At 66.1% G+C, this 21,692-nt stretch carries 18 protein-coding genes; 13 read left to right on the top strand and 5 right to left on the bottom strand.

Annotated features, from left to right (window positions below; all coding sequences use genetic code 11):
• Positions 1 to 132: 132 nt before the first annotated feature.
• From LJ737_RS16850 to LJ737_RS16840, 3 genes are all read left to right on the top strand, one after another.
• Complete coding sequence (locus LJ737_RS16850; RefSeq protein WP_227768085.1) at positions 133 to 1,413, top strand: asparagine synthetase B; 1,281 nt, start codon at positions 133 to 135, stop codon at positions 1,411 to 1,413.
• Positions 1,414 to 1,550: 137 nt separating this feature from the next.
• Entirely contained in the window at positions 1,551 to 2,318 is a 768-nt protein-coding gene (locus LJ737_RS16845; protein ID WP_227767835.1) for a carboxypeptidase-like regulatory domain-containing protein, read from the top strand.
• A 138-nt stretch (positions 2,319 to 2,456) separates the two neighbouring features.
• The gene (locus LJ737_RS16840; RefSeq protein WP_227767834.1) at positions 2,457 to 4,340 is read left to right on the top strand and encodes a glycoside hydrolase family 2 protein; all 1,884 of its coding nucleotides are present in this window, start codon (positions 2,457 to 2,459) and stop codon (positions 4,338 to 4,340) included.
• Between the two features lie 45 nt (positions 4,341 to 4,385).
• Here the strand turns inward: LJ737_RS16840 and LJ737_RS16835 are convergent, their stop codons facing one another.
• The 4 genes from LJ737_RS16835 to lpxK form a co-directional block, all read right to left on the bottom strand.
• Entirely contained in the window at positions 4,386 to 5,453 is a 1,068-nt protein-coding gene (locus tag LJ737_RS16835) for a hypothetical protein (RefSeq protein WP_227767833.1), read from the bottom strand.
• Positions 5,437 to 6,078 carry a MiaE family protein gene (locus LJ737_RS16830; RefSeq protein WP_227767831.1) on the bottom strand — a complete coding sequence of 214 codons (642 nt, stop codon included), beginning with the start codon at positions 6,076 to 6,078 and terminating at the stop codon, positions 5,437 to 5,439. The genes LJ737_RS16835 and LJ737_RS16830 overlap by 17 nt, the downstream gene beginning before the upstream one ends.
• Before the next feature lie 116 nt (positions 6,079 to 6,194).
• Positions 6,195 to 8,117 (bottom strand): putative porin, encoded by a 1,923-nt coding sequence (locus tag LJ737_RS16825; RefSeq protein ID WP_227767829.1) that lies wholly within the window; start codon positions 8,115 to 8,117, stop codon positions 6,195 to 6,197.
• A gap of 16 nt (positions 8,118 to 8,133) precedes the next feature.
• Complete coding sequence (gene lpxK / locus LJ737_RS16820; RefSeq protein ID WP_227767826.1) at positions 8,134 to 9,198, bottom strand: tetraacyldisaccharide 4'-kinase; 1,065 nt, start codon at positions 9,196 to 9,198, stop codon at positions 8,134 to 8,136.
• A gap of 102 nt (positions 9,199 to 9,300) precedes the next feature.
• Between lpxK and LJ737_RS16815 the strand changes: the two genes are divergently transcribed.
• Positions 9,301 to 9,984 carry a uracil-DNA glycosylase family protein gene (locus LJ737_RS16815; RefSeq protein WP_227767825.1) on the top strand — a complete coding sequence of 228 codons (684 nt, stop codon included), beginning with the start codon at positions 9,301 to 9,303 and terminating at the stop codon, positions 9,982 to 9,984.
• 137 nt (positions 9,985 to 10,121) lie between these two features.
• On the opposite strand, the gene LJ737_RS16810 is transcribed toward LJ737_RS16815, so the two are convergent.
• Complete coding sequence (locus tag LJ737_RS16810; RefSeq protein WP_227767823.1) at positions 10,122 to 10,856, bottom strand: phage tail-like protein; 735 nt, start codon at positions 10,854 to 10,856, stop codon at positions 10,122 to 10,124.
• A 235-nt stretch (positions 10,857 to 11,091) separates the two neighbouring features.
• On the opposite strand from LJ737_RS16810, the gene LJ737_RS16805 reads away from it, so the two are divergent.
• The 9 genes from LJ737_RS16805 (at position 11,092) to secG (ending at position 21,562) form a co-directional block, all read left to right on the top strand.
• Positions 11,092 to 12,195, top strand: a complete 1,104-nt coding sequence (locus tag LJ737_RS16805; RefSeq protein WP_227767821.1) for a Nif3-like dinuclear metal center hexameric protein — start codon at positions 11,092 to 11,094, stop codon at positions 12,193 to 12,195.
• Positions 12,185 to 12,931 (top strand): zinc ribbon domain-containing protein, encoded by a 747-nt coding sequence (locus LJ737_RS16800; RefSeq protein ID WP_227767818.1) that lies wholly within the window; start codon positions 12,185 to 12,187, stop codon positions 12,929 to 12,931. The genes LJ737_RS16805 and LJ737_RS16800 overlap by 11 nt, the downstream gene beginning before the upstream one ends.
• A 64-nt stretch (positions 12,932 to 12,995) precedes the next feature.
• A complete protein-coding gene (locus LJ737_RS16795) occupies positions 12,996 to 14,552 on the top strand; it encodes a tetratricopeptide repeat protein (protein ID WP_227767814.1) in 1,557 nt (518 codons plus the stop codon).
• Entirely contained in the window at positions 14,549 to 15,811 is a 1,263-nt protein-coding gene (locus LJ737_RS16790; protein WP_227767812.1) for an anthranilate synthase component I family protein, read from the top strand. Before LJ737_RS16795 ends, LJ737_RS16790 begins: the two co-directional genes overlap by 4 nt.
• 186 nt (positions 15,812 to 15,997) lie before the next feature.
• Positions 15,998 to 17,437 (top strand): tRNA (N6-isopentenyl adenosine(37)-C2)-methylthiotransferase MiaB, encoded by a 1,440-nt coding sequence (miaB, locus tag LJ737_RS16785; protein WP_227767810.1) that lies wholly within the window; start codon positions 15,998 to 16,000, stop codon positions 17,435 to 17,437.
• A gap of 182 nt (positions 17,438 to 17,619) precedes the next feature.
• Positions 17,620 to 18,945: a sigma-54 interaction domain-containing protein gene (locus tag LJ737_RS16780; protein ID WP_227767808.1), complete on the top strand. Its 1,326-nt coding sequence runs from the start codon at positions 17,620 to 17,622 to the stop codon at positions 18,943 to 18,945.
• Positions 18,932 to 19,480: an LptE family protein gene (locus tag LJ737_RS16775; RefSeq protein ID WP_227767806.1), complete on the top strand. Its 549-nt coding sequence runs from the start codon at positions 18,932 to 18,934 to the stop codon at positions 19,478 to 19,480. The genes LJ737_RS16780 and LJ737_RS16775 overlap by 14 nt, the downstream gene beginning before the upstream one ends.
• Positions 19,481 to 19,621: 141 nt before the next feature.
• Complete coding sequence (locus LJ737_RS16770; RefSeq protein WP_227767804.1) at positions 19,622 to 21,139, top strand: DUF8458 domain-containing protein; 1,518 nt, start codon at positions 19,622 to 19,624, stop codon at positions 21,137 to 21,139.
• Positions 21,140 to 21,562 carry a preprotein translocase subunit SecG gene (gene secG, locus LJ737_RS16765; protein WP_227767802.1) on the top strand — a complete coding sequence of 141 codons (423 nt, stop codon included), beginning with the start codon at positions 21,140 to 21,142 and terminating at the stop codon, positions 21,560 to 21,562. It abuts the gene before it with no gap.
• The last annotated feature ends 130 nt before the right edge of the window (positions 21,563 to 21,692 follow it).

Raw genomic sequence — 21,692 nt, 5'->3', positions numbered from 1 at the left:
TGCGGCCGGCTTGGTTGACCCGCTTTCTTCGGTCAGAAACCGCCGCGGCTGGCGCCCCGGCGGAACGCCCCGCGGCCCGCCGCCGTTCAGAGATGCAACGAATCGGCCGCTCCCCTCTTCCTTTGCTTTGTGATGCGTAGTGTTTTTAATCGTTTGCTGACCAGCGGGCTCTTGCTGCTCGCCGCGCTGCTGCCCGCGGCAGTACGCGCCAGCGAGATTCTGATTCCCATGGACGAGGCCCAGAAGGAGCACCTGAAGGCCTACGGCGCGGCGTATTGGCTCCTGACCAAGGACGTGGAGGTGGACTGGCTGCTGAACTACCGCGGCGGCGCCTTCGCCTGCCCGGCCATGCAGGGCATGGAGCAGGAGCTGGCCATCCGCGGGGTGAGCTACCAGGTCGTGAGCGACGCCCAGTACGGGGGCATCCTCGCGCAGATAGCCGACCCCAACGCCAACATGGACGTGATGAAGCTGGAAAAGGCACCCAAAATTGCCGTGTACACGCCCAAGGGCAAGCAGCCCTGGGACGACGCGGTGACCTTGGTGCTGACCTACGCCCAGATTCCCTACACCGAGATTTACGACGACGAGGTGCTCGACGGCAAGCTCACCAAGTACGACTGGCTGCACCTGCACCACGAGGACTTCACCGGGCAGTACGGCAAGTTTTTCGCCACCTACCGCAACCGGCCCTGGTACCAACAGCAGCAGCGGGACGCCGAAGCCGCCGCCAAGCGCCACGGCTTTGCCAAAGTGTCACAGATGAAGGGCTCGGTGGTGACCAAGATGCAGGAATTCGTGGCCGGCGGGGGCTTTTTGTTCGCCATGTGCTCGGCTACCGACACCTACGACATTGCCCTGGCGGGCCTGGGCGTGGACATGGTGGAAAGCATGTACGACGGCGACCCGGCCGACCCGCAGGCTCAGCAGAAGCTCAACTACAACCGCACCCTGGCCTTCAAGGACTTCCAGATCGTGCGCGACCCGTACCAGTACGAATACAGCAACATCGACATGCAGCCCTACGAGCGGGGCGTGGGCGAAGACAACGACTACTTCCAACTCTTCACCTTCTCGGCCAAAAACGACCCGGTGCCCACCATGCTCACCCAGGACCACGAGAAGACCGTGAAGGGCTTCATGGGCCAAACCACGGCTTTCCGCAAGTCGCTGATCAAGTCGGACGTACTCGTGCTCGGCGAAAACAAGGTTTCGGGCGAGGTGCGCTACATGCACGGTGAGCTGGGCAAGGGCACCTGGACCTTCTTCGGCGGCCACGACCCGGAAGACTACCAGCACTTGGTGGAGGAAGAGCCCACCGACCTTTCCTTGCACCCCAACTCCCCGGGTTACCGCCTGATTCTGAACAACATTCTGTTTCCGGCGGCCAAGAAGAAAAAGCAGAAGACCTGATGGTGCTTCGGCCCGTGCCATGCGCTGGGCCCAGCCAGCCGGCCACCAACCAAAAGCCCCGACCTGCCCGCGCTGGCCGGGGCTTTTGGTTGGTGGCCGACGCCGATTGTATTTTTACGCCGCTATTGTAACCTGCTATGATCCGACTCAAAAGACCCTACCAGCTGCTACTGATGGTTCTGCTGCTTTTCGCTGGCCTAACTGGCTGCAACGATTCTAACCCCGCCCCGGCTCCGGGTAGCATGCGCGGCGTAATTCGGCCCGCGGGGGCTGTGCGGGCGGTGCAGACCACTTCCAACAACGTCAACACCTCCGCAACCCCTGACCCCGTCACCGGCGCTTTTACCCTGCCTGACCTGCCGCCCGGCTCCTACGTGCTGGGCTTCCGGCCCGCCGCGGGGTACCGGGAACCCACCGCCCAAGCCTACACGGTGAAGTCGGGCCAGACGACCGACGCGGGCACGGTGGACGCGGTGAGGGACGGCAGCTTCCGCAGCGGCTCCGTCAACTGGAACGCGGACGGCGCGGCCCGTGCCGTCACCGATTTGCTGGGCTACGCGGATGCTACCGGCCACAGGTTCGCCTTTTCGGCCCTGAGCCTCGATCTTAACGCACCAGTCGTAACGGCTGACCGGCTGCAGATCAACCTGGATGGCGTCTTCACCGGCGTCGGCGACTACGCCATCGGCGGGGCGGCCGGCTCGTCGGCGGTGTACGGCCGCGGCGTCTCTAGCCAGTCGACCGTCACTTACCGCAGCGGCACGGCCAGCACCGGCACGCTTCGGGTACTGACCTACGACGCCGAAGCGGGCACGATGACGGGCACCTTCAGCCTGACGCTACCCGCCGAAACCGGCAGCGGCAGTGTGAGCATCACCAACGGTACCTTTTCCCTGCGGTTCTAACTAACTGATTGCCCGGTCCGCCGCGGGCAGTGGCGGCGCTACGCGTGGCGGGCCGGGGTTGTCGGGCTCAAAAACCCCGGCGGGGCATCCGGTTTGGGCTGCTGTCCGTTTGAATGGGCTGGACCCACCCCAGCCCGCATGGATACCGACCACGTGAACTACGGCCTCTCGATCAGCGAAGAGGAAAAACAGCCCATTGAAGAAACGCCCAACCCGCTGCCGCGGGCGGTGCTGCGCCTCAACAACGCGATGCTGCTCGACGGCGAGTGGCGCTTCGCCCTCGACGCCGACGACGTGGGCCTGCGCGAGAGTTGGTTTCTCGGGCGCGACTACGAGCACCGCGCCACCTGGCCCGGCTCGGTGGAAATGCACCTGGCCGAAGCCCGCGGCCTGAGCGACCCGGCCCGCTGGCACGACCAAGTGGTGGCCTGGTACGAGCGGGAATTCACGGTGCCCGCCTGCGCCGAGCCCGGCGGCCGCTGCATGTACCAGCTTACCTTCGGGGCCTGCGGCTACGAAACGCGGGTGTGGCTCAACGGCCGCCCCCTGCGCACCATCGAGGGCGAAGACGTGCACTACGGCGAGTACACCTCGTTTTCCTTCGAGCTGGACGACAACCTGCTGCAGCCCGTCAACCGCCTCACCGTGCGCATCGCCGACACGATGGACGCCGAAACGCCCCGCGGCAAGCAGGAGTCGCACGTGTACAAGCGCGGCGGCATCTGGTACCAGACCTACACCGGGGCCGTGCGCTCGGTGTGGCTGGAAGTGGTGGAGCGCAACCGCCTCCGCTCCCGCGTGAGCGTGGTGAGCCTGGTGGAAGACCGGCTGGTGCGCTTCAACGTGGCCACCCGCATCCACGACCCGGGCCTGTACACGCTACGCCTACAGGTGTTTGCGCGCACCAACGGGCACGGCAACGGCCACGCCGCCGAACCGCTGGCATCCTCCGACTTTCCCCTGCGGCTGGAAGCGGGCCAGAAGCAGCAGCGCGTGGTGCTGGAAGTGCCCGGGGCCGAGCTTTGGTCGCCCGAACACCCGCAACTCTACCGCTTGGTGGCCCAGCTCATCGACGAGCACGGCTACGCGGCCCAAATCGAGGCGCGCTTTGGGCTGCGCAAAATCGAGGCGCGGGGCCGCTACGTGTACCTCAACAACGAATCCGTGTACCTCGACGGCATTCTGTACCAACCCGGCACGGCCACCTACGAGGAAATGCAGCGGCACTTTCACGCCATGAAGGCGCTGGGCTGCAACCTAGTGCGCGTGCACATTGCCGGCGTCGACCCGCGCATCTACCAGCTGGCCGACGAACTGGGCCTGCTGCTGTGGGTGGAAGTGCCCAGCCCGCACTCTTCCACCCCGCGCAGCCGCCAAAACCACCGCGCCGAGTTGCAGCGCATGCTGGCCCTGATGGAAACGCATCCGTCCATCGTCATCTGGAGCCTCTACAACGAGGACTGGGGCGCCCAGGACATTGCCACCAACGCCGCCACCCGCCGCTACATCATCGACATCTACCACTACATGCACCTGGAGCACCCGCAGTTCCTGGTGGTCGATAACGACGGCTGGCAGCACATTTCCTGGGAAGGCCGCCTGAAATCGGACCTGCTCACCGCCCACTTGTACACGCCTGCCCTGGACCGCTGGCGCGAGGTGCTCGATCAGCTCACTGCGGGCCAAATGGAGGGCGTGGCGGCTTTCCCGTTGGTCGTGGGCGACCCGTTTTTCTACCGCCACCAGGTGCCGCTCATCGTCAGCGAGTGGGGCGGCTTTGGCTTTTCCGACTACGGCGGCCCGCAGGACGCGGACGCCCGCACCGAGAGCATCCGGCAGTTCAAGCACGAGCTGCGCCAGCGCCCCATTGCCGGCGACGTGTACACCCAGGCCACCAACATCGAGGATGAGCGCAACGGCCTGATCGACCCGCAGACGGGCGAGTTATCGGTGCCGCCCGGGCTGCTGAACTCGCGCACAAAGCCCGAACCCTCACCCGACCCGCCCAAGCCGACCGTGTAAGAACTAGCTACCAAAAAGCCCCGCTGCAAGAGGCAGCGGGGCTTTTTATCGTTTCATGCGCAGCGTAGCCGCCACCTTGCGAAAATCGGCCACGGGGTCGGCGGGTGCGGCGGGTTTAGCGGCAGGAGTTTTGCTCTTCGGCGGCGGCTTCGGCGAGGCTTTGGCCGCTGAGGCAGCTACGCCATACACCACGCCGTGAAACAGCAGCGTGGCGTCCTCGTCGGTGCGAATAAGCTGGTAGAAGCTGTTGCGGCGCCCGCGCAGGCTGCTCTGGCCGCTGACTTCGTAGCCGTAGCTGCCGCCCGGCGGCAGCTGCCGCTCCTGGCTTTGCAGCAGGGCCCCGGGCGTGGTCAGGCTCTGGGCCAGGCGCAGCAGGCGCTGCCGGGCTTCCGGGGCGGGCATGACGGGCAGCACTTGCACGGTGAAGCGCGTGGCGAAGGTGTCGGGCACGGCCCCGGCGCTGCCGGCGGGCCCGAAAACGTAGGTTTTGTCGGCGGGGCGGGCTTCCAGCAGCTGAAAAGGCGTGCCGGCGAGGCTGATGACGAAGGGCGCCAGCTCCAGCGGCGGCACCGTGCCCCGGGCGTCGTAGTAGCTGGTCAGCAACATGCGCTGCTGCTCGCCGCGGGCGGCCGTGTCGGCGGCCGGGTACAGGCCAAACACCAGTACGAAGCTGCTAGAGTCGCCAAAGCCGAGCACCATCAGGTTTTTGCCCGCCTCCAGGCTGCTGCCCTCGCCGAACACGGCCGGGTAGCCGTTGAACGTCAGCTCGCGCTGCTGCACGTGGGTGCCGCGCTCGGCCAGGTACTGCTCCACCACCAAGCCGCGCACTTTCAGGAAGTTGGCCTCCGGCACGCGCAGCACTTCGATCAGTGAGCCGTCGGGCCGGCTCAGGCCGTTGAGCGACTCTTCGGTGACGTAACCAGGGGCCGGGCGCACGTAGAGCGTGGAGCCGGGCAGGCGCCGGTGCCGGGCCGTGAGCTGGCTGCCGACCACCTCGCCGCGGGGCGCGGCCGCGCTGTCGGCGTCCTGGGCCGCGGCGGGGCGGGCCAGCTGCAGCAGGCCGAGCAGCAGCGCCGCCAGCCAGTACCGGCGGGCCTTAGTGCATCCGGTCATCCCGTACCGGTAGGCTGGTCACGATGTCGCCCTCGATTTTGAGCAGCTCCTGCAGGCGCGCGTCCACTTCCTGCGGGTCGCAGTACTCCTTGGCCAAGTCCACGTAGGCCACGAAGTGCCCGGCTTCGGACACCATCAGCTCGTAGTAGAACTTGCTGAGCTCCTGGTCGGGAATGTGCTTCCAGAGCAGCTTGAACCGCTCGCAGGAGCGCGCCTCGATCAGGGCCGACACCAGCAGCTGGTCCATGAGCTGCCGCTCGCGGGCCCCGCCGCGGCGCACGTGCTTGAGCAGTTCCACCACGTACTCGTCGCGGCGCGGGCGGCCCAGCGGCAGGCCGCGCTTGCGCAGCTCCTGCAGCACCCGCTCGAAGTGACTCCACTCCTCGGCCACCAGTTCCGTCAGCTCGTCGACGAGGCGGGTTTTCTCGGGGTAGCTCACGATAAGCGAAATGCCGGTGCTGGCCGCTTTCTGCTCGCAGTAGGCGTGGTCGACGAGGATGTCGCCGATGTTTTTGCTGGCAATATCGACCCAGCGCGGGTCGGTGTTGAGCTTGAGCTTGAGGATGGTTTTCTCGCGCTGCTCGGCCACTTCGGCCGTGGGCAGCGCCGCGTTCTGATCGGTCATCTGGTTTGCTGCTGAATGCTTGAATAGCCGAATGGCTGCTCAGGGTTTACCTAAACGCTCAGTTTAGATTATACACCTGAACCACCAACCATGCAGCTATTTAATGATTCAACCTATTAGTCGAAGAAATTCCACTTCAGCCCTATCTGGAAGCTGCGCGGGTTGCCGGTGTAGAAGGGCGTCGGGAAGTAACCCGCTTCGGGCAGGCCTTGGTTCACGTACGCCATTTTCAGGAACACCGACACGGTTTTGATGTCGGCTGTGAGGAAAACGTCGGCCACGGCAACGCCGCGGGAAGTGAAGTGGTCCTGCACGTAGAATTGCTGCACGCTCGGGGCGTAGTCGTAGGGCGTCCAGCTCGACTGCAGGTAGGTTTCAACGCCGATCTGGCTAAACAAGGCCTTCTTGAAGAGGTAGCCCTCGGCGTAGATGCGCGAGTTGCCGACCAGCTTGGGAATACGCAGCCCCTCGCCCTCGCCGCCCTGGGTGTAAGTCACTTGGTTGTCGAGGCGCAGGATGCCGTAGCTGAGCTGGTGGCGCACAAAGCCCACGAACAGCGGCTTGCTGCCGTCGATTTGGCGGGGCAGCAGGTCGCGGCGGTAGTTTTCGCGCTGGCTGTAGTACACCAGGTTGTAGATGGTCACGAACGAAGCCGAGGCTTGCACGCGTTGCTGCACGCGGGCGTCGGCGGCGCCCAGGCGCTGGGCCAGGCCCACGGTGAGCTGGTCGACGGTGGTATTGCCCAGGCCGCGGCTGTCCCAGGCGTGGTGGTTGCCGCTGAACTGCTGCTGGGTGAGCGTGGGCGCGTAGGTGGAGTGCAGCACCTCGCCGGTCAGCGGGCCGAAGCGCAGCCGCCCGCGCAGCCACACCTCGTTGAAAAACTTGTACTCGCCGGCCGCTTCCACGTCGAAGAGCTTGCGCCAGCGGAAAGCAGCCGTCCCGCCCACAAACAGCTGTTTGTAGGCTTCGTCGAATACCTCCTGTTCGCGCTCCGGGTTGCCGAAGCGCGACTGGGTGCGCCAGTTGGCGCTGCGGTAGCGGCCGTACACGCGGTACTCCAGGAAATCGGTGCGCCCGAGCAGGCCCAGCGTGTTTTCCAGCTGCCGGTACGTGGAGCGGTCATCGGTTTGCGTGGAGTCGCGCAGGATGAAGGCGTAGTAGTCGCGGTCGGTGGCGCCGGCGGCGAAGTCGTCGGTGTAGCGGTTGTACTGCCGGCGCCAATCGAGCAAATGGTAGGCCGTCAGGCCTTTGCCCACCAGGTTGTAGGTATGCGTGAGGTGAAACTGGTCGCGGTGGTCCTTGTTCTGGGCCTGGCGCAGCCACACGTCCTCGCTGCGGTAGTCGAAGAGGTTGGTGAGCGTGTCGCCGTCGGCGGCGCGGGGCTTGATGCCGCCCTGCTCGATGGCGCGGTGCCGGGCCTCGTAGTAGTTGAGCAGCACGTGGTACCGCTCGTTTTTGGTTTGGTAGCGGGCGAAAACCAGCACGCCGGCGTGCGTCACCTGCGGGTCGCGGTTGTTGGTGGTGCCCAGCTGCTTGTTGGCCCCAAACCGCTCGTAGGCCACGCCCACGTTGACGGCCTTTTTGATGCTGCGCGTGTAAGCAGCCTCAAACACCTGCTCGCCCACGCCGCCCTGCACGAAGCGGAAAAACGTGTAGGGCGAGCGGGTGTCGTAGTACGGAATGGTGGCCGGGTCGCGGAAGTACCGGTCGAAGGCGTTGCGGCCGACGCGGGCGCCGAGGCGGGTGTTGGTCTCCCAGAGCAGGCGGCGCGAGGCCAGGGCCACGTTGCCCAGGCTTTGCTGGAAGGTGCTGTCGTAGTACCAGTTGCGGCTGTTGTGCATGCCCGTCAGCGTGGTGTCCAGCGGGTGGCCGTCCGGTTGGTTGCGCAGCACATCCACCTCCCGCACGACGAGGGTAGTCTTGGGGCCGTAGAGGACTTTGGTGGAATCGTCGACCACCTGGGCGCGGCTCAGCGTGGGCAGCAACCCCAGCGGCAGCCCGAGCAGGGGCAGCCACCAACGACGCGGCGAAGGAATCAAACGGCAGATAAAAACGTCAGGCAACGGCACGGGGCGTAAGCAAGGGCGTGAGCAGGGCCTGCAGGCGCGCAGCGCCGTCGGCCAGGAAAGCGACCCGGATGGGAACGTAAAACAACGGCAAACTCGCCGCGCTGGTGTGCAAGGCCGGCTCGCGCAGGCGGGCGGCGTCTTTTTCGGTGGTAATAATAACGGCGCCGGCCGGCACCGCCGCCCGCACCTGCGCCAGCTCGGCGGCCGTGAAAGCGTGGTGGTCGGCAAAGCGGTGGTGGGCCACCACGGCGTGGCCCCGGCGGCGTAGCTCGGCCAGCAGCGGTTCGGGCTGGGCAATGCCGGTGAGCAGCACCACCGGCTGATGCGGCGCGGGCGGCGGGCCGGCGGCGGTAAAAACCGGCTCCGGGGCGCCGTACTCGTAGCCCGAAAACAGCACCGGCACGCCGGGCCGGGTGTAGCGGCGCGCCCGCGCCGTGGCCCGCTCCTGCCCCCGCGCCGGCAGGTCGGCCGGGCATTTCGTGACGATGACGACGTCGGCGCGGCGGGCGCCGCGGCGGCTTTCGCGCAGGCGGCCGGCGGGCAGCACGTAATCGAGCCAGAACGGGCGGGCCAGTTCGGTGAGCAGGATGTTCAGGTCGGGGCGCACGCGCCGGTGCTGGTAGGCGTCGTCGAGCACCACGGCGGTTACCGCGGGCGCCTGCGCGGCCAGTTCGGCCAAGCCGTGGCGCCGGTCTTCGTCGACCACCACCGGCACCCGGCCGCCGAAACCGCGGAAATGCTGCCAGGGCTCGTCGCCGATGGTGGCGGCCGTGTCGGCGGCGGTAGCGCGGCGGAAGCCCGTGGTTTGGCGACCGTAGCCGCGGCTGAGGATGGCCGGCTGCTGGCCCGAGTCGAGCAGCTGCTGGGCGAGCCAGGCCACGTGCGGGGTTTTGCCGGTGCCGCCCACGCGCAGGTTGCCCACGTTCAGCAGCGGCACGCCGGCGGCCGTGCTCGTCCATATTCCGGTATCGTACAACCAATTGCGCACCGCCACCACCCCGGCGTAGAGCCAGCTTGGGGGCAACAGCAACAGGGTCAGCAAACGGGTCATGGCACTAGCAGCCGGCGGGCGCATGGCCACGACGGGCGGCAAAAATACGCGAAATGCCGCCGGCCCGGCCGCTTCGGGCGCCCTTACGTATGGATTTCCCCGATGACCGCGCCTTCCACCTTCGCCGACCGCCTGCTGGCCCTGCTCAGCGGCTTCCCGGCCGCTCCGCCCCTGCCCGACGCCGTCGAGGCCCTGAGCCCCTACCAAGCCGAGCCCGCCCGCGGCTTGCTCGCGCAGTTTGCCCAGCGCTATTACGCTGACAACGAGCCGCGCGTGGCCCTGCTGGGCATCAACCCCGGCCGCTTCGGTGCCGGCAGCACCGGCGTGGCCTTCACCGACCCGGCGGCGCTGCAGCTGCGCTGCGGCATAGCCAACGCACTGCCGCGGCGGCCGGAGCTGTCGAGCCAGTTTGTGTACCAGCTCGTCGACGCGCTGGGCGGGCCGCGGGCCTTCTACCAGCATTTCTACCTCGGTTCCTTGTATCCGCTGGTGCTCGTGCGCGCGGGCCGCAACTACAACTACTACGACTCCCGGGCCGTGACGCGGGCGCTCTGGCCCGCCATGCAGCAGGCGTTGCAGCAGCAAGTGGCCGCCGGCCTGCGCCGCGACGTGGCCGTGAGCCTGGGCCGGCGCAACGGGGAGTTTTTCACCAAGCTCAACCAGGAGCTGGGCCTGTTCGAGCGGATTCTCGTCTTCGACCACCCGCGCTTCATCATGCAGTACAAGCGGCGGGAAGCGCCCGATTTTGCGGCCCGTTATGCCGCTATGCTTGGAGAATTGCTTTAAGCGTAAGTCCTCCCTTTGACGCAGTGCCTGCCGGGGCAGGAACTCGTACGCATTTCCGATTGACAGACTTGCGCTGGACCGGCTACGGCCAAGTCAACAAGCTTCTTTGTGCTAGCGGGCATTCGGTGCCTCTTTCATCAATCCACCAAAATCCAGCGGACGCGGAAGCTGGCAGCAGGGCCGGTGTTGCGGACCCAAATGTTCGTCCGGTTGTTGTCGACGTGTTCGTAGCTGAGGGTAATGTACATGCCCGCCCCCCCGGCTCCGGTGTCGTCCACGCTCAACATGAGGGTGGGTCGGTAGCCCAGGTTGTGCGTCCAGGGGAAGTGGCCCTGTATGCCGGCGCCCAGGTTTAGGGGTTGCGAGTAGACTGTCTGGCGGATGCTGCCGTTCACGTCGAGCTTACGCTGGGGACTCGCCGTGCCCACGCCCACGTTGCCGTTGTTGTCGACGCGCACGCCCTCGTTGCCGCCGTCGTTGCTCAGCCATTGGTTGTTGAGCCGCACGGTGGCGGTGGCCGTGTGGTTGCCCAGGTTGTCGGCCCCGGCGGGCAAGGTCACGGTGTTGCCCCCGCTGATGCTCATCGTCTGCCCGCTCACGCTCAGGGTTTGCGTCAGGTTAAACCAGCTCGTGCCCTTGAAATAGTAGTAGCCGGGCGTGCCGTCGGTCTGGTACACCAGCAGGCCCTGGGCCGGGCTGCTAATGGCCACGCGCTGGGCCGCCGTGAGGCGCGGCGTCAGCAGGCCTTGGCTGGTGGACTTTACTTCCAGGGCAGCAGAAGGATCGGGGCTGGCAGTGCCCACGCCGACGGACTGGGCCCAGGCCGCCGGCGCGGCAAGCCACAGCAAAAGAATGGTAATAATGTGATTCATAGCGGACAGTGAAGGAGTGCAAGCCGGGCACGCCACGCAGGGGCCGGGCTGCGGCAAAACTATTTTCCGCCGGGGCTTTATCCAACCAATCGGCGTACTTTATCCAGAAAACCAAGTATTTACACCTGGCAAACCAGTGCACCGCGCGGTAAGCGCAGCCTACGCACCAAGCCCCTGGGCCACTGCTTCTTGCCGCCGCAACTGCCAAACCGCTACCGCCTACCTTCGCCCCGTTATGTCCGCAACCGTCCAAGACCTCGTCCGCGCCCTGGAAGCCTGGGCGCCCCCCGCCTACCAGGAAAGCTACGACAACGCCGGCCTGCAGTGCGGCGACCCGCAGCAGCTCGTCAAAGGCGTGCTCATTGCCCTGGATTGCACGCCCGCCGTCATCGACGAAGCCGTGCGCCGGGGCTGCAACGTGGTGGTGGTGCACCACCCGGTCATTTTCGTGCCGCTCAAGCGCCTCACCGGGGCCACCGAGGTGGAGCGCACCCTCATGCGCGCCCTGCGCCTCGACGTGGCCGTGTACGCGGCCCACACCAACCTCGACAACGTGCGCCACGGCGTAAGCCGCCACCTGGCCGACAAACTGGGCCTGACCAAGCTGCGCGTGCTCGACCCCAAGCCCGGCCTGCTCGGCAAGCTCATCACCTACGTGCCCCCCCAGCACACCGAGGCCGTGCTGCAGGCCCTCTACGCCGCCGGCGCGGGCCAGATTGGCGACTACCACGACTGCAGCTTCCGCCTCGACGGCACCGGCACCTTCACGCCCGGCCCGAATACGCATCCGTTTGACGGGCAGCCAGGCGTGCCGCAGACGGCCGCCGAGCAGCGGGTGGAAGTGCTGCTGCCGCTGCACCTGCAGCACCGAGTTTTGGCTGCGCTGCGCGAGGCGCACCCCTACGAGGAAGTGGCCTACGAGCTCATCAAGCTGGAAAACCTGCACCAGGAGGTCGGCTCGGGCATGCTGGGCGAACTGCCTGAACCGCTGCCGGCCAAGGAGTTTCTGCGCCTGCTGCGCGACAAGCTGCACGTGCCCGTGGTCAAGCACACCGAGTTTCACGCCGTCATCCGCCGCGTGGCCGTGTGCGGTGGGGCGGGCTCGTTTCTGACGCGCAAAGCCGTGGCCGCCGGCGCCGACGCCTACGTGACCGGCGACATTAAGTACCACGAATTTTTCGCCCCCGAAGGCCGCCTGTTGCTCTGCGACGTGGGCCACTACGAAAGCGAGCAATACACTGGGGAGTTGTTCCGCGAATTGCTTATGGAGAAATTTGCGCGTACTTTTGCGGTCTTGTTAGCCGAGACCCTCACGAACCCTGTTCGCTATGATTTCTAATTCCGCTTCGGACATCACCGTAGCCAGCAAGCTGGAAGCCCTGCTCAACCTGCAACGCATCGACTCGCAGCTCGACGAAATTCGGCGCGTGCGCGGCGACTTGCCGGAAGAAGTGCGCGACCTGGAAGATGAAATTGCCGGCTACGAAGTCCGCGTGTCGAAATTCGACGAGGAAGTAGCCGCCCTCAACGACCAGATCAAAGCCCGCAAACAAGCCGCCAAGGACGCCGAAGCCCTGATCCGCCGCTACGAGGACCAGCAGCAGAACGTGCGCAACAACCGCGAGTACGAAGCCATCGGCAAGGAAATGGAGCTGCAGAAGCTCGAAATCCAAATTTCCGAGAAGAAGATTCGCGAGTTCCAGTACCAGATCGACCAGAAAAACCAGGAAATCAGCGGCACCAAGCTGCGCCTGGACGAGCGTCGCAAGGACCTGACCAACAAGCAGTCGGAACTGCAGGTGATTGTGGGCGAAAGCGAAGCTGACGAGCAGAAGCTCATGGCCGAGCGCGAGGAAGCCGCCAAGCCGGTGGAAGACCGCCTGCTGTCGGCCTACACCCGCATCCGCGGCAACGCCCGCAACGGCCTCGCCGTGGTGCTGGTGAAGCGCGACGCCTGCGGCGGCTGCTTCAACACGGTGCCCCCGCAGCGCCAGGCCGACATCATCGCCCACAAGAAGGTCATCGTGTGTGAGCACTGCGGCCGCATCCTGGCCGACGTAGAAGCCCGCGCGTAATTCGCTCGTTGATGCGTTTTTTGAAAAGGAACGGCCTTCGTGTCGTTCCTTTTTTATTGTTCTGATGCCGTTTCTCGTAGAGGTGCGCCGAGGGTTACGCAGAGGTACGCTGAGCACAGCCATGCTCCTAGCGTCGGCCTCCACGTCCCTCTGCGCGGCCCTGAGCGCGCGCCCGCCCGCCCCGAGCCAGGACGAGCACGCCAGCGAAACCGCCCTTGCCGACCAGCTCAGCCCCGCCGCCCGCCGCGCCTACACCGAGCTGCTGAAGCTGCGCACCGGCACCGCCCAGGCCCTGGCCCGCGCCGAGCTCAAGCAGCAGCCCGGCAGCCCCGGCGCCCTGCTGGTGGCCGAGGGCGCGGGCTTCGCCGAGCTGGTCATCAGCCAGGATGCCAGCCGCTACGCCGCCATCATCGCGCAGCAGGACGCGGCCCTGGAGGCGCTGGACGCGCACCCCCGCTCGGCCCTGCGCGACTACGTGCGCGGCGAAATCCGCCTGCACCAAGCGGTGGCCCAGGTTATGTTCGGCCACGAGCTGCAGGGCGCCTGGAGTTTGCGCCAAGCCTACCTGCAAGTGCAGCAGAACGCCAAGCGCTGGCCCGGCTACCTGCCCACGGTGAAAACCCTGGGCCTGTGCGAATTCCTGATTGGCTCGGTGCCGGAGTCGTACCGCTGGTTTCTGAACTTACTGGGGCTGCCCGGCAACACTGAAGCCGGCCTGCAACACCTGCGCACCGCCGCCCAACGCACCCACGACTTCCAGCCCGAGGCGCAGATCTTGGTGGCCCTGATCCGGCAGACCTACTACGGCGCCGATGAGGAAGCGGCGGCGCTGGTGGCCCGGCTCAGCCGCGAGCAGCCCGACAACCTGCTGTTCAGCTACCTGGGCATGTCGGTGCAGAAAAAGCTGCACCACGCCGACCAGGCCCTGACCTACTACCGCGGCCGGCCCACCGGCCCCACCTACGTGCCCGTGGCCTACCTGCACCACATGGCCGCCGATTTGCTGCTCTACCAGGGGCAGTACGCGGCGTCGGAACGGGCCAACCAGCAGTTTTTGAGCGAGTACCGCGGCGTGCACTACCGCAAGGACGCCTACTTCAAGCTCTACCTGGCTTACTGGCTCAGCGGCGACGCGGCCCAGGCCGAGCGCAACCGCCAGCAGATCAGCAAGGGCGGCGACACCACCATCGAGGAGGACCGCTACGCCCAGCGCTTCGTGGAAGACCGGCTGCCGCTCAACCGCCTGCTCACCCGCGCCCGCCTGCAAATCGACGGGGGCTACTACCGGCCGGCCCTAGCCACGCTCGACGAGTTCCGGGCCACCAGCGCCACCCCGCTGCGCGACCGGCTGGAGGAGCCCTACCGCCGCGCCCGCGCCTACCACGGCCTGCAGCGCCTGGATTCGGCCCGGCTGTACTACGGGCGCTGCGTGGCGGCCAGCGGCACGGCGCCGTACTACTTTGCGCCGCAGTCGGCCCTGCAGCTGGGCTACATTTGCCAGGAAGCGGGCCAGACCGCTCAAGCCAAGGCGTATTTTCAGAAGGCGCTGAGCTACGGCAAGCACGAGTACAAAACCAGCACAGACGCCAAGGCCAAGGTGGCGCTGGCCAGTTTGAAATGACTTCCCCGCTAACCCCGGCCCGCGCCCTGCGCTGGGCCGCCCAGTTTCCGTACTGCGCCTACTACGTGCCGGCCGCAGGCACCGCCGCGCCCGGCGGCGCTTTCGAGCACCTGCTGGCCGTGGGTACCGCACCGGCCGCCGGCCCGGCGTCGCTGGCCGAGCTGGATGCCTGGCTGGCCGTTCAGCCCGCCGACGCCCCGCGCTGCGGCTTGCTGACCTACGACCTCAAAAACGAAGTGGAGCCGCTGCTCCGCAGCCAGCACCCCGACGGCCTGCGCTGGCCGGGTCTGCACTTCTTCGTGCCCGCCAAATGGCTGCGCTGGCACCCCGACGGCCGCCTGGAAACCCACGGCCTGACGCCGGACGACCGGCGCGCTATCGAAGCCGCCCCAACGGAAGCTGCCGCGTTGGCCCCGGTGCCCGCGCTGCGCCCGCGCCTGCCGCGGGCCGAGTACCTGCGGGCGGTGGAGGCCGTGCGCGAGGACATTCTCAACGGCGAAGTCTACGAGCTGAACCTTTGCCAGGAGTTCTTTGCGGAGGGCGCGCAACTCGACCCGGTCGATACCTTTCTGCGCCTGCTGCAAGCCTCGCCCACACCGTTCGCCGGCTTTTACAAGTGGCAGGACCGTTACCTGCTCTGCGCCTCGCCCGAGCGGTTTCTGCGCCGCGACGGGGAGCAGCTGCTCTCCCAGCCCATCAAGGGCACCATTCGGCGCGGCGCCACCGCGGCCGACGACGAGCAGCAGCGCCACGCCCTGCTGCACGACGAGAAGGAGCGCGCCGAAAACCTGATGATTGTGGATCTGGTGCGCAACGACCTGGCCCGCGTGAGCCGGCCCGGTACGGTGCGGGTGCCGGAGCTGTTCGGGCTCTATGCCTTCCGCCACGTCTGGCAGATGATTTCGACGGTGACCAGCCAGCTGGCCCCCGGCACCACCTTGGCCGAAGCGCTGCGCGCCACCTTCCCGATGGGCTCCATGACCGGCGCCCCCAAAATCCGCGCGATGCAGCTCATCGAACAGTACGAGCGCGCCCGCCGCGGCCTTTACAGCGGCAGCATCGGCTACGTCTGGCCCGGCGGCGACTTTGATTTCAACGTGGTCATCCGCAGCCTGCAGTACCGCCAGGACACCGGCTACCTCTCGTTTCAGGTCGGCTCGGCCATCACCTACGACTCGGTAGCGGAACGCGAGTACGAGGAGTGCCTGTTGAAAGCCAAAGCGCTGCTGGAAGTGCTGGGAGCTGAAATCAGTGCCTAGCGCATGGTGCTGAGTGCGTGGTTTGTGTAGCTAGTTAGCAGAGCAGCGAAGTGTAAGCAAACAGCGCTGACCCTGGCCCCGCCCAAGCACGAAGCACCACGCCCCCAGCACTACCTCATCTGCCAAACTGTCATTTCTGCGCCGGAAGCCGTACCTTTGCCCTCCTTACGCTGAATTTTCGAGGCCATGTCTCAACCCCTGCTTACGCTCGATTTCCTGGACAACGCCCCCGCGCCGGCCGCCAACCAGCTGCCCGCCGACGTGCGCGTGACAGAAGCTACCCACACCGGCCGCCAGCGCCGGCTCTACATCGAGAGCTACGGCTGCCAGATGAACTACTCCGACTCCGAAATCGTGTCGAGCATCCTCTACGACGAGGGCTTCGACACCACCACGGAGCTGGCCGAGGCCGATTTGGTGCTGCTCAACACCTGCTCCATCCGCGAAAAGGCGGAGGTAACGGTGCGTCAGCGCCTCAAGGAAATCAACTCGCACAAGCGTAAGCGCCCGGGCCTGCTCGTGGGCGTGCTCGGCTGCATGGCCGAGCGCCTCAAGAGCAAGTTTCTGGAGGAAGAGCAGATTGTGGACCTGGTCGTCGGCCCCGACGCCTACCGCGACCTGCCGCGCCTGATCAAGGAAGTCGACAACGGGCAACGGGCGGTGAACGTGCTGCTGAGCCGCGAGGAAACCTACGCCGACATCACGCCAGTGCGCCTGAACTCCAACGGCATCACCGCCTTCGTGAGCATCATGCGCGGCTGCGACAACATGTGCTCGTTCTGCGTGGTGCCCTTCACCCGCGGCCGCGAGCGGAGCCGCGACGCGCACAGCATCGTGGAGGAAGCCCGGGCCCTGTTCAACCAGGGCTTTAAGGAAGTCACGCTACTGGGGCAGAACGTAGACTCTTACAAGTGGCAGTCGGAAGACGGCGCGGAGTTCGTGAACTTCGCCGGCCTGCTGGAGCGCGTGGCTTTGGTGAGCCCCGAGCTGCGCATCCGCTTCTCCACTTCCCACCCCAAGGACATCACCGACGAGGTGCTGCACACGATGGCCAAGTACGACAACGTGTGCAACTACATTCACCTGCCGGCCCAGAGCGGCAACTCGCGGGTGCTCAAGCTGATGAACCGCACCTACGACCGGGAGTGGTACCTCGACCGCGTGGCCGCCATCCGCCGCATCCTGGGCGAAGACTGCGGCATCAGCACGGACATGATTGCCGGCTTCTGCTCCGAAACCGAGGAAGAGCACCAGGATACGCTGAGCCTGATGGAGCACGTGCACTACGACATGGCCTACATGTTCTTCTACTCCGAGCGCCCCGGCACCCTGGCGGCCCGCAAGCTCACGGACGACATTCCGCTGGAGGTGAAAAAGCGTCGCCTCACCGAAATCATCGACCTGCAGCAAAAGCACAGCGCCCTGCGCAACCAGCTGGCCGTGGGCAAGGTGCACCGCGTGCTGGTGGAGGGCGTCTCGAAGCGCAGCGAGGAGCACCTCAGCGGCCGCAACGACCAAAACAAGGTGGTCATCTTCCCCCGCCAGCACTTCCAGAAAGGCGACTACGTGAACGTGCTCGTGCACGAGTGCACCAGCACCACGCTGCTGGGCAACGCAGTGGCGTAAGCCTCCCGGAACGTCATGCTGAGCTTGCCGAAGCATCTCTACCGCTTCTTCGGATAGTACTTTCTATCTGCCGTCAGCACGCGAGATGCCTCGACAGGCTCGACATGACGTTCTGATTTTCTGCCGCTGCCGGTAAAATATCCGCCGCCGCTGTTCGTCTATTCCCCGAAAACCACTCGGATTTGACACCTTCTGAAATCCAATCCATCAAGCAGCGCTTCGGCATCATCGGCAACGCGCCGTCGCTGAACTTTGCCATCCAGGTGGCCGCGCAGGTGGCCCCGACCGACATGACCGTGCTCATCACGGGCGAAAGCGGCTCGGGCAAGGAATCGTTTTCCAAGATCATCCACGCCCTCTCCCCGCGCAAGCACGGGCAGTTCATTGCCGTCAACTGCGGCGCCATCCCGGAGGGCACCATCGACTCGGAGTTGTTCGGGCACGAAAAGGGCTCGTTTACGGGCGCCACGGAGGCCCGCAAGGGCTACTTCGAGGTGACCAACGGCGGCACCATCTTCCTCGACGAAATCGGCGAGATGCCGCTGGGCACCCAGGCCCGCCTGCTGCGCGTGCTCGAAAACGGCGAATTTATCCGCGTGGGCTCCTCGAAGGTGCAGAAGACCGACGTGCGCGTGGTGGCCGCCACCAACGTGAACCTGCTCAACGCCGTGCAGGAAGGCCGCTTCCGCGAAGACCTGTACTACCGCCTCAACACGGTACCCATCACCGTGCCGCCCCTGCGCGAGCGGGGCGAAGACATTTACCTGCTGTTTCGCAAGTTCGCCACGGATTTTGCCGAGCGCTACCGCGTCAAGCCCATCACCCTCACGCCCGATGCCCAGCAGGAGCTGATGCGCTTCCGCTTCCCCGGCAACATTCGCCAGCTCAAGAACATCGCCGAGCAGATGTCGGTGCTGGAAACGGACCGCGAAATCGAAAGCCGCGGGCTGCGCCGCTACCTGCCGCAGGACCAGTCGTCGAACCTGCCCATGCTGCTGGGCGCCACGGCCGACGGCACCGCCCCGCAGGGCCTTTCGGAGCGCGACCTGCTGTATAAGGTGCTCTTCGACATGCGCCGCGACATGACCGACCTCAAGCGCCTGGTGCTGGAAGTGGCCGCCGGCGCGGCCCGCGGCGGCGACGGCGCCGGACAGGCCCAGGAGCTGGTGCGGCAGAACAGCCACCTGTTTACCAATGTGGGCCCCAACCTGAGCGTGGCCCCCTACGACGGTGGCAGCCGCCTCGGCGGCCGCCCGCCCGAGGCGTCGGAGCCCTTCATCATCAACACCCAGCCCGCCACCGACTACGAGGAGGACGAGGAAGCGGCGCCGGTGGAAGACATCACCCACGAAACCGAGGAAGAAAGCCTCTCGCTGGAAGCCAAGGAAAAGGAAATGATCATCAAGGCGCTCAAAAAGCACCACAACAAGCGCAAGTACGCGGCCCAGGACCTGGGCATCTCCGAGCGCACCCTCTACCGCAAGCTCAAGCAGTATGACCTGGAATAAGCGCCTCGTGCTCCGCCCCTTCGTTGTGCTGACGGCGCTGCTGCTCAGCCTGCTGCCGCTGTCGGGCTGCGGCGTGTACTCGTTTACCGGCACCAGCATCGACTACAGCCAGATCAAGACCTTCTCGATTGCGGTGTTTCAAAACAACGCCTCCAACGGCCCTTCCTTCCTCTCCCAGCGCTTCACCGAGGACATGAAGGATTACTTTCTGCGCAACACCACCCTGAAGCTGGTGCCGCGCGACGGGGACTTGCAGTTCGAAGGGCAGATCGTGGCCTACGACTTCGCGCCGGCGGCCATTCAGAGCACCAACGGGCAGGACCAAGCCGGCATCAACCGCCTGACCATTCAGGTGCGGGTGAAGTTCACCAACACCAAGGACTCCAAGCAGGACTTCGAGCAGACCTTCCAGAGCAACGCCGACTTTCCGGCCGCGACGAACGTGTCGAGCATCCTGAACGACCCGGTGGCCAACCGCCGCATCACCGACCGCATCATCACCGACGTGTTTAATAAATCCGTGGCCAACTGGTAGGGCGCCGGGCTTGCCAACTGGTTAAATTCCCGTATTGTTGCGGCCCCGTTTGGCAAACTCGCCCTTTCCGTGAATTTGTTGCAACGGCTGAATCCGGCCCGCTGGCTGTCATCATCTGTTTAACAGTCAATCATTTACCCAATGAACCGCGCTTCCCTGCTGCACATCCTGGACCACGCCAGCGGCATTTCGGAGGCCGAAGTGCGGGAGCTGGAGCAACTGGCCGCGGCCTTCCCTTACTGCCAGACGGCGCATTTGCTGCTGGCCAAAGCCGCCCACGACCGCGGCAGCATGCTCGCCGGCCAGCGCCTGCGCCGCGCCGCCACCTACGCCGCCGACCGGGAGCTGCTGCGCGCCCTCATTGAGCTGCCGCCCGTTTCGGCTGCCCGCCCGCTCGCTCCGGCCACGACTGCCGCTACCCCGGCCGAATCACCCGCCGAAGCTCCGGCAGCAGCTGAGTCATTCGTGGCGCCGGAGCCCGCTGCCGCTGTCCCTTCGTCGAAAGACGCAGAGCTTATGCCCGCCGCAACCGCTGAAGCGGCCACCAATTCCGCCGAAGAAACAGCTCAAACGCAGGAACTTGGCCACAACGACCCCGAAATAGCAGCGGTCGAGGCCGCCCTGCCGCCAGCCACCTCACCCGGAGCGCACGAAGCGGAGGATTCAGCGGCGCTGCCCCCTGAAACGCCAGCAGAAACTGCTCCCGAGCCTGAAACGGCTGCGTTGGAGGCACCGGAATTTATACCGGCGGCGGAAGAGCAATCGGCGCAATCGGCAAGCGAAGCCCTGGTCCCCCAGGCCGCCGTAGCCAGCGAAACGCCGGTCGATGACGCGCCGCTGCTGGCGGAAGAGGCAGCGGCCATGCCCGCCGAGGCCGAAGCAACCGAGCTGCCCGTGCCCGCCCTGCAGGCAGAGGCGGCAACCGAAACGGCGCCGCTTACCGAGGAAGCCGGGGCTGCCCTGCTGCCAACCGGCGTGGCCGGCGCCGGCTTGGCCGCCCACGCGGCCGTAGCAGCGGCGGCGCTTCCTGCCGACGACTCGGCACCGGCGGCGGACGAACTACCCGCCAGCGCGCCGCCCATCCGCCCGCCGGTCGAAGCCGGCAGTTCCCGCTTTGAGTTTGGCCTCGGCGAAGCGTCCGAGCCCGGCCCGGCGTACCAGCTCCCCGAGTTGCCCGAGGCGCCCGCGGCCGGCAGCATCCCTCCCTACCGCGCCGACGAGTTGCTGGCCTACGCCCTGAGCAGCGGCAGCCGCTTTGGCGCCGCCCTTACCCGGCGCGACGCGGAGCTGACGTCGGATCTGCCCCTGGCCCCCGCCTGGTACCCGGATGCAGCTACGCTGGCGCATTACGCGGCGCACCGACCCGCAGCGCCCGTCGTGCCCTCGTCCTTGGCGCTGATTGACAAGTTTCTGCGCAGCCAGCCCCGCATTAAGACGGCCCAGCGCCCGGCCCCGACCGACGCCCCGCAGGCCGACTTGTCGGTGCGCAGCACCAGCGCGGCCCCCAGCCTGGCTTCCGAAAGCTTGGCCAAAATCATGGTGCGCCAAGGCAAAATCGGGCGGGCCATTGAAATTTACGAGCAGCTCATGCAGCGGCAGCCGGAAAAAAAGGCGTATTTTGCCGCTCAAATTGACTTACTGAACCAACAACCGGAGTAGATGTACACCGCTATTATTGTCATTGCCCTCTTCGTTTGCGTGCTGCTGGCCCTGGTGGTGCTGGCCCAGAACTCGAAGGGCGGCGGCCTGGCCGGTGGCTTTTCGGCCGGCGGCACGGCCCAGCTCATGGGCGTGAAGCGCACCGGCGACCTGCTGGAGCGCCTGACCTGGGGCTTTGCCATTGCCCTGATGGTGCTGGCCCTCGGCTCGCACGTGGTGTTGAGCAACTCGGGCAACGGCCCGGTGCGCAGCGTCAACCAGCAAAAAGCCATGGAAGCCCGCCTGCCCGCCGCACCGGTGGCCCCCGGCCCTGGCGCTGCGGCCCCGGGTGGTGCTGCTGCCCCGGCTCAGTCCGGCGCCACGGCTCCGGCCGCCGCGCCGGCTGCTCAGCCGGCGGCCCCCGCCGCTACGCCGGCCCAGTAATCCGCTCTGCCCCGATTCACACCGGCGGGTTTTTGCTGCTGCGAAAAGCCCCCCGCTTCTTTTTTCCGTTTTTCCGTTGCGGTTTACCTTTACTTTCGCCGCCCCGGCCGCCGCTCCGTCTGGCTCGTCT

The sequence above is a fragment of the Hymenobacter sp. 15J16-1T3B genome (assembly GCF_020711235.1).
In the GTDB taxonomy this organism is placed as follows: domain Bacteria; phylum Bacteroidota; class Bacteroidia; order Cytophagales; family Hymenobacteraceae; genus Solirubrum.
Note: the sequence above shows the minus strand (reverse complement) of the source record. Positions and strands in the feature narration are given on the sequence as shown.

Bases quoted from the DNA above. Each gene is read 5' to 3' on its own strand.
- LJ737_RS16830 (WP_227767831.1), bottom strand. From the start codon at position 6,078: ATGACCGATCAGAACGCGGCGCTGCCCACGGCCGAAGTGGCCGAGCAG.
- LJ737_RS16790 (WP_227767812.1), top strand. From the start codon at position 14,549: ATGACTTCCCCGCTAACCCCGGCCCGCGCCCTGCGCTGGGCCGCCCAG.
- lpxK (WP_227767826.1), bottom strand. From the start codon at position 9,198: ATGACCCGTTTGCTGACCCTGTTGCTGTTGCCCCCAAGCTGGCTCTAC.
- LJ737_RS16840 (WP_227767834.1), top strand. From the start codon at position 2,457: ATGGATACCGACCACGTGAACTACGGCCTCTCGATCAGCGAAGAGGAA.
- LJ737_RS16800 (WP_227767818.1), top strand. From the start codon at position 12,185: ATGATTTCTAATTCCGCTTCGGACATCACCGTAGCCAGCAAGCTGGAA.
- LJ737_RS16815 (WP_227767825.1), top strand. From the start codon at position 9,301: ATGACCGCGCCTTCCACCTTCGCCGACCGCCTGCTGGCCCTGCTCAGC.
- LJ737_RS16770 (WP_227767804.1), top strand. From the start codon at position 19,622: ATGAACCGCGCTTCCCTGCTGCACATCCTGGACCACGCCAGCGGCATT.
- LJ737_RS16850 (WP_227768085.1), top strand. From the start codon at position 133: ATGCGTAGTGTTTTTAATCGTTTGCTGACCAGCGGGCTCTTGCTGCTC.
- LJ737_RS16805 (WP_227767821.1), top strand. From the start codon at position 11,092: ATGTCCGCAACCGTCCAAGACCTCGTCCGCGCCCTGGAAGCCTGGGCG.
- LJ737_RS16835 (WP_227767833.1), bottom strand. From the start codon at position 5,453: ATGACCGGATGCACTAAGGCCCGCCGGTACTGGCTGGCGGCGCTGCTG.
- secG (WP_227767802.1), top strand. From the start codon at position 21,140: ATGTACACCGCTATTATTGTCATTGCCCTCTTCGTTTGCGTGCTGCTG.
- LJ737_RS16845 (WP_227767835.1), top strand. From the start codon at position 1,551: ATGATCCGACTCAAAAGACCCTACCAGCTGCTACTGATGGTTCTGCTG.
- miaB (WP_227767810.1), top strand. From the start codon at position 15,998: ATGTCTCAACCCCTGCTTACGCTCGATTTCCTGGACAACGCCCCCGCG.
- LJ737_RS16795 (WP_227767814.1), top strand. From the start codon at position 12,996: ATGCCGTTTCTCGTAGAGGTGCGCCGAGGGTTACGCAGAGGTACGCTG.
- LJ737_RS16775 (WP_227767806.1), top strand. From the start codon at position 18,932: ATGACCTGGAATAAGCGCCTCGTGCTCCGCCCCTTCGTTGTGCTGACG.
- LJ737_RS16810 (WP_227767823.1), bottom strand. From the start codon at position 10,856: ATGAATCACATTATTACCATTCTTTTGCTGTGGCTTGCCGCGCCGGCG.